Source organism: Lysinibacillus sp. FW301-JW8 (assembly GCF_058788755.1).
In genome coordinates, this window is record NZ_JBYTBB010000121.1 from 1 (window position 1) to 7,038 (window position 7,038).

Annotated in this window: 6 protein-coding genes; 1 reads left to right on the top strand and 5 read right to left on the bottom strand. The window is 28.6% G+C overall.

The window, feature by feature from the left end; all coding sequences use genetic code 11:
• Positions 1-70: 70 nt before the first annotated feature.
• The 4 genes from AC3WOM_RS26210 to AC3WOM_RS26225 all read right to left on the bottom strand — a co-directional run bounded on the left by AC3WOM_RS26210 (position 71) and on the right by AC3WOM_RS26225 (position 4,868).
• Positions 71-409 (bottom strand): hypothetical protein, encoded by a 339-nt coding sequence (locus AC3WOM_RS26210; protein ID WP_492449017.1) that lies wholly within the window; start codon positions 407-409, stop codon positions 71-73.
• A gap of 513 nt (positions 410-922) precedes the next feature.
• Positions 923-2,464, bottom strand: coding sequence for a UvrD-helicase domain-containing protein (locus AC3WOM_RS26215; protein WP_492449020.1), 1,542 nt, complete (start codon positions 2,462-2,464; stop codon positions 923-925).
• Positions 2,445-4,343 (bottom strand): ATP-dependent nuclease, encoded by a 1,899-nt coding sequence (locus AC3WOM_RS26220; protein ID WP_492449022.1) that lies wholly within the window; start codon positions 4,341-4,343, stop codon positions 2,445-2,447. Before AC3WOM_RS26220 ends, AC3WOM_RS26215 begins: the two co-directional genes overlap by 20 nt.
• Before the next feature lie 165 nt (positions 4,344-4,508).
• On the bottom strand, positions 4,509-4,868 hold the full coding sequence (locus AC3WOM_RS26225; protein WP_241603749.1) for a helix-turn-helix domain-containing protein: 360 nt from the start codon (positions 4,866-4,868) through the stop codon (positions 4,509-4,511).
• A 132-nt stretch (positions 4,869-5,000) separates the two neighbouring features.
• On the opposite strand from AC3WOM_RS26225, the gene AC3WOM_RS26230 reads away from it, so the two are divergent.
• Entirely contained in the window at positions 5,001-5,996 is a 996-nt protein-coding gene (locus AC3WOM_RS26230; RefSeq protein WP_492449026.1) for a DGQHR domain-containing protein, read from the top strand.
• A gap of 60 nt (positions 5,997-6,056) precedes the next feature.
• Here the strand turns inward: AC3WOM_RS26230 and AC3WOM_RS26235 are convergent, their stop codons facing one another.
• Complete coding sequence (locus AC3WOM_RS26235) at positions 6,057-6,908, bottom strand: hypothetical protein (RefSeq protein ID WP_492449028.1); 852 nt, start codon at positions 6,906-6,908, stop codon at positions 6,057-6,059.
• Between the last annotated feature and the right edge of the window lie 130 nt (positions 6,909-7,038).

Sequence of the window (7,038 nt, forward strand, 5' to 3'; positions counted from 1 at the left end):
CCTCCTTTAATTGATACCTTTATAGTACCGAGAGGTGCTACGTGATTATATGCGTTATTTGAATACGGGCTTACAATTGCTTTCGTATTTGTTGTTCAAATACTTGATATAAGTTAACAAGAGATGAAAAGTGAAATTGATACTTCATCAGATAATCTCGTTCTATACAATAAGCAGCCTCACTTTCATACTCTGTATAATCAATAACATCTGGGTCCATTCCACGACTTTTTTCAATTAGCTTTTCATACTCTTCTTGCTTATAATCCTCATATCGATCGTTAATATTACTATGAACCAATTCCATTGTTCGATTGTATGAGTTTCTCATATCATTATAAAGTTCAATAAAGGATTCTTTTCTTTCTTTGAAAAGAAATATTGTTACACTAACTAAATTATCAGACATAGTATTGTTCTCCATTTCAGTAAGATAATGCTTATAATTATTACCTTATCAGTTACAGTAAGGAAATTACATACCAAAATGAAATTTAAAATAGAAAGTTTGTACTTTTTATATCTACTTTTCTTAAATAACCTAAAAAAATCAATACACGGAAAGTGTCTTGGCCTTATAAGTCAAAAAAGATATTTAATTCAAGGTGATAAATTAAACGTTATAGAAATCGGGCAAATTTCGCCAGTCTATTTCTATTCAACTCAAATTCAAGATTAGGCGCCATCCCCTTTTTTACGGAGTTACCGAAGTTAATTTTCATGGTAGATCAACTATCCTTATTCAACAATATGGCCCGTTTGTTGAACAAAAACATCCTGCATATCAACACAGGATGTTTAATCAAATTTTAATATAAATTATCAATCTTTGTTTTAAATAATCGAACTTTTTTTTAATGATCGAACTTTTTTATAAAACTACAATTAAGTATTTTGGAAACGCTTGTTCTAATATAATTAATTACTTCTCAGGCTTTTCTAAAACAGGATACAAAGACACATTCAATTTTTGAAGTAACATTTGGGTTTCTAGACTAATTGGCTTTAGACAAGCAATACAAAGTAACTCCTTCGGCCTACTAAATGCTACATACCCTAACCTGCTTGTATCCTGATTGCTATTTAACCGTGTATCTTTATCTTTTTCTAACCATTTCAATAATTCGTTTTCAGTTTTAGCTACAACTAGAACTGCATCTGCTTGTAATCCTTTTGATTTATGAATTGTTAAAAAAGAATCCTGATACAAATCGGCTTCATGAAAGGAATCCATACTTTGTGCAGATTGTCTAACTGTTAGTGCTTCTACAAATTTCTTTGCCTTTTCTTGGATAATAAATTGTGCCTTAGCTTCATTAATAGCACGTTTGAAATTAAATACACCTTCTATCGAGAGCAAGATTTCTTCCAAATCAGTTGGTTGCTTTTGATTGATAACATTAAATAGCAAAAAGCACTTCTTTCTCAATCCAACTTCATCTAATCCTAATGTTTCGGATAAATTACTTTTTTTTACGTTAAAAAATGCTGATAAAAAATCTAATATGGAAGTAATCAAAGGTACATTTTCTTTAGATTTATGATTGAGTGCTGTGGTTCGGAAATCGCCATATAATTTATTTTCAAATGCTAGAAAAAATCTAGTTTTAGGCTGAATTTGAGCATAGTTCTCATCTTCACAAATATTATTAAATTCATCTATTATAGTATTAACTTTTGTTGATGATATAAATATTACCGCATTTTTCGATTCAATATCTGTATTAGCCCAATTTTGTTCAATACTCGAATGAAAGTTATTAATAAATTTCACTATTGTTTCACTCGACCGATAATTATTCTTTAATCGTTTTAAAATATATTTTCTTCCATTCGGTTTTTGTAATTCGTCTATCGGATGTTTTTTTATTTTATTTTTAAATCCCATTATACGTTGCTCTGGGTCGCCGACTAGAATAACCTGAGTTTTCTTTTCTTTGCGCAATTTCTCAATTATTTCAAATTGACCATTTGAAGAATCTTGAAATTCATCCACAAACAAATATTTAATTCTATTACAAAAATGTTCTTTTACATTGGCATTTTCTATAATTTTTTTTGCTAATGTTTCAATATAATCATAAGTCACTATACCTTTTCTAGAAAGTTGTGCTTCAATATTTGCTTTGGTAACAAACTGATATTTAGACTCTTCTAATTCAATTTTATATTCTGTGATGATTAATTCATCTGATACAAACCCTAATATTTTCCCATAAGGCTTTATTAAAAATCTTAAAAGGAAACTATGTATAGTACCAATGAACACATTTGATTGAATTGTAGAATTCCCACCTAATCTCTCAATAATTTCATTAGTGGCCGCATTAGTATAAGTTATTACGGCTAATATCTTATTGCTTGGTAGTACCTCTATTTTATTTTTAATTAGGCTTATTAATTTTGTAGTTTTACCAGATCCAGCAGCAGCAATTATTAAAGTATTATCCAATTGTTTTTTCATACGCCTCACCTACTATGAATTCAAAAATTGAAGTTATGTACTCTGGTATCACGAATCCATTATTATCTTTTAATAATTCTTCATGCAAAGTAAAAGCAAAATCAGATTTGTCTCCTTCAATCTCACTAAAGTATATTTCCACATCAATTTCTTTTTCCCATAATTCTTCATACTTTTTATAGTTAATTTTATGAAGTGATTTGAAGACTCGCTTTAAGATTGCATTTCCTTGATCCACTTTGTTATATTTAATTATTTCTTTTTCAAAAGTATCTTCATTGATGGTCACTTCAATTAAATGATTTGATTTAGCATATTTGATTTTTAAATTCTCTGCTCTATTTTCGGTTTTCTTTCCTTTATCTCTATCTGTAAGAACTCCACATTTAATGAAATAGCCGTTTTTTATTACTTCAAGGAAATGTTTGAACGCCACTCCATTAACATTTACAATAGTCGCTCCCATACTTTCTAAAGACTGTTTATACTTCATCTCAAAAAATAATGGTATTAATATTTGTTCGGAGATTCCTTCTACTAAAATTATTCTTCTTGCATAAAACATTGATGAATTAGTAGCATCTAAATATTTCCTTAAATATGTAATATGTTCTCTCCCTGCTTTTTGATCAGAAAAACCATCTAAAATATAATGAAAACATGTTTCCCCATCTTCCCCATATAAAACAACTAAGTTGTTTAAGTCAATCGAAGTAGTAATATTTGTCGAATGAGATGTAATGATAATTTGAGTATCCTTTTTTGTTTCCTCTGGATGTGTATTTTTATTGATTTTGCTCAAATTTCTAGCTAAATGAGTTTGTAGATGGGGATGTAGGTGTGCTTCAGGTTCTTCAATTCCTATTACTCTAAATGCTAGTTCTGTTTTATCTTCTGTTTGAGAGGCAAGGTGTGATAGTATAAGTGAAATGAAAAGCAAATTATTTTTCCCTAAACCATTTCTTTCAATAGATATAGGATTTTCACCATACACTATACTTAGTTTTTTTATAATCTCTTTAACTTGGGGTGAAACAAAATTAAAATCTATATTATTCTTTTCCTTCGGGTTAGATAAAGAAATTTTATCCAAGTATTCAGTAATCTCCTCTTTTATTGAGACTAATTTTTTATTTTTCATTAACTCTTTATTTAAACTTGTAAGCATCGTTTGGATCTCAACAAAATCTGTTTCATAGTTTTTATTTAAGATTCGATACAGTAATTTATATTCCCCATTTGCATCAAGTTCCTTTCTTGCGTCTCTTAATGCATCCAAAACCTCTAATTTTAGCATTTTTAAAAAATATGGATCACATTTATTTGTAGGGTTATTACCTCCAAAGATTAAATATTCATATTGCTCAATAGGGAATTCCACATGAGTATGTAATTGATCCTCAGTAACCACATCTGTATTACGAAGAATAGTCAATTTAGCAAGTTGTTTTTCTAGCCACTCTGATTTTTTAAAACCTGATCTAACTCTAAATAAATATGTCAGTTGCGCTTTTGAAAGTGTTCCTTCAAAAAACCAATCTCCTACAACTGCTTTTTGATCCTCGTCTAAGCCATCTAGAATAATATCTACTTTTACCTCTGGAAACATCAATTTATCAGCATCCATTTCACCAGGTAGCATTGCTACAACTGACTTTTTAAAAATATCTAATGTACGTGAATTAATGTCTTCCATGTCTAAAACACGTTTTTTAAACATAGTTATATCTTGGCTTAGTATTAATCCAATACAATTGAGAAGATTTGATTTCCCGATATTATTCTCTCCAATAATTGCAGTAAAAGGTTTCAAAGGTATAGTAAACTCCTTTTCACCAAAACTTCTGTAATTTTTTATAGAAACACTAGATATATGCATCATTTACCCTCCAACTAATAATAATGGAAAATCACTACAAATCCATTATATACCATTTGTTATACTAATTTCTCTTCTAAATACAATTGTTATCCATTAAAATAATAAAAAAAAACCACTCTACTGAGTGGATTATTGAAGTCTCAAGTATAATCAATTTCCTGATTATTTATCTTTTTTTTCATACGTCTTAAACACTTCATTCGCAATATTAATAATTAAGCGAACTTCAGCTTCATTTCTATCTTCTACTAGGTTTTGTAAGATCATAATTAATTCTTTTTTTTCAAAGTACTTATTATTAAAATTTAGTGTATCAAAATTAACAATGCTACTTGGTGTTTCTTCTAGGCCTTCAATAATCTTTTCTAAGGACTGTATGGTAATATTCCTATCTCCTCGTTCAACCCCAGCCACATACGAAGTTTGGAGACCACATTTCTCAGCCAATTCTTCTTGAGTAAGTTTCTTTAACTTTCGGATCTCTTTGATATTGCTACCAATTAATTTGACTAAACTTTCCACAAAATCACCTCACATTTAGACTATGTGAGGTTTGTACTATCTTACAGTTACATATAGTATAAATTTGATTGATATATGTACTTATAAGTACTATAATGTTTGAGTATTAAATTTTATTAAGGAGTTTTTATTATGAATAATAACTTACCTTCAAATATAGCAATAGAAAATGTATTACAATCTAAGATGCGCGGTCGTGTTACTTACCAGGGCTTTGTCTCATCTCAAATTGCAGTTAACTTTTCATACTCCAAACTTTATAACGATCCTTCTGGCAAAGGATATCAACGCCCTATAGATAAAAAACGATGTAAAGATTTTGCAAATTATCTTTCTCAAGGAGAAGAGGCACTTTACACACCGATTTTATTAAATGCTTCAGGAAATTGGGAGTTTCATGCATATGATGGTCAGAGAAGAAATTTTGGGAGATTAATATGTACAAAAAAAGCTACATTGATGGATGGGCAGCATAGATTAGGTGGGATTAGTGAATATATAAATGAAACAGATAGCACATTAAACGTTCCCTTTTTGGCTTTTCATTATTTAGATGAGGATGAAGAAATTAAATTATTTGATGTAATCAATTCAAAAGCTAAGGGTATAGGTACATCACTAAGTCGCTATTTAAATAGGGATAATGATGATATTAGCTGGGTTGCTACAAACTTAATACTTAAGCCAGAGAGTCCCTTCTTTAGTAAAGGAACATTAATCGGAAGAAGAACAAAAGAAAAAAATGTAACATTACAAAATCTATACAACATCATAAAATTATTAACTAAAAAATCTGCTTTAGCAAATCTATCAAAAGAACGAAAACTAAATATTGCTTTATTTTACTTTAATTTAATAAAAGATTTGTTTCCAGAAGAGTGGGATGATAACCAGTTATATAGGATGACACATATTACTTGTCTTAATGCATTGGCTATTGTTGGGAATGAAATAATTAATGACAATTATTCAATTAAATCTCAACAACCAGATTCTGTTCAATTAACTAAGCTTTTAAGTAATTTAAAAGAGATTGATTGGTTATCTTCAGGAAATTTGAAATATATAAAGGGTGCTGCAGGCTCAAAGATGTTAGCAGAAGATATTTTAAATTGCCTTAAAAACTAAATAAAACATATATAAAACCATTAAGGACAGTACTTTCTTAATGGTTTTTTTATCTAACTATCACTTTGGAAGAGTCCCTCTTTTATCCATCTTAATTATTGCTATTTGTGATGGGGTTAGATATGGTTCATATTTTTTATTCTTATCAAAACCACAAATATTTTTTTCTTCTCGCATCTCCTGAATTAAATTCTTTAATTTTTTATACACATTTTGATAGTAAATGGTAGTTTTTTGTATATTCTTATCAATTACAATCAAATGCATTGGTATTATATCATGTAAAATAAAATTGTTTGATTTATATTTCGAAGGATATAATATTAACTCTAAATATTCACAGAACCTTTCAAGTAATAAATAAGATAGCAGACTACTTACAATCTTTTTTATTTGATTTAAATCGATTGAATCAAAATCTTTAGTGATCTTAAAACAATTATCCAATAAATCTTCAAGATAATTACAATAAATACCTTTAGGATAAAGGGAAAATCTTTCTGAATAACACTCAAAGTTAAATATTTTTGATTCAACTGGTCTTTGCTTTATTCTTTGAGATAACTTTATTTCTTCAAATTCTTCCCTCCAAAAAATAAACGCCAAAGCGAAACCGCAGTAAGAGTCATTACTATTTAGTTCATTATTTAATTGAATACAAGTCTTATGGTTATTTAGGTGGTGATCCATCAGATATTTTTTTATTGTTTTATAGATTTCTCTGGAATGTATATATATATCATAGTACACAGCATCTATCTTATCTTTTTGTCTTAGTGAAAGAATATTATAACGATAATTGAAAGTGTATTTATAGGCACTAATAGCACTTTCTTTTACTCTTTTTGAGGATAGAAAGTTAAATAAATATACATCTTTTAGATCTGTTTTTTCTTTAAATTCTCTATTCAAATAGTAATTTTTTATATAACCGATTAATGAACTTAAATTTGATTGATCGATTTTGGAATGTCAACACTAATTTGAACAAATCCTTTAAGGGCGATTTTGTTATGAAGTGGCTTGACATGGAGCCTCTATG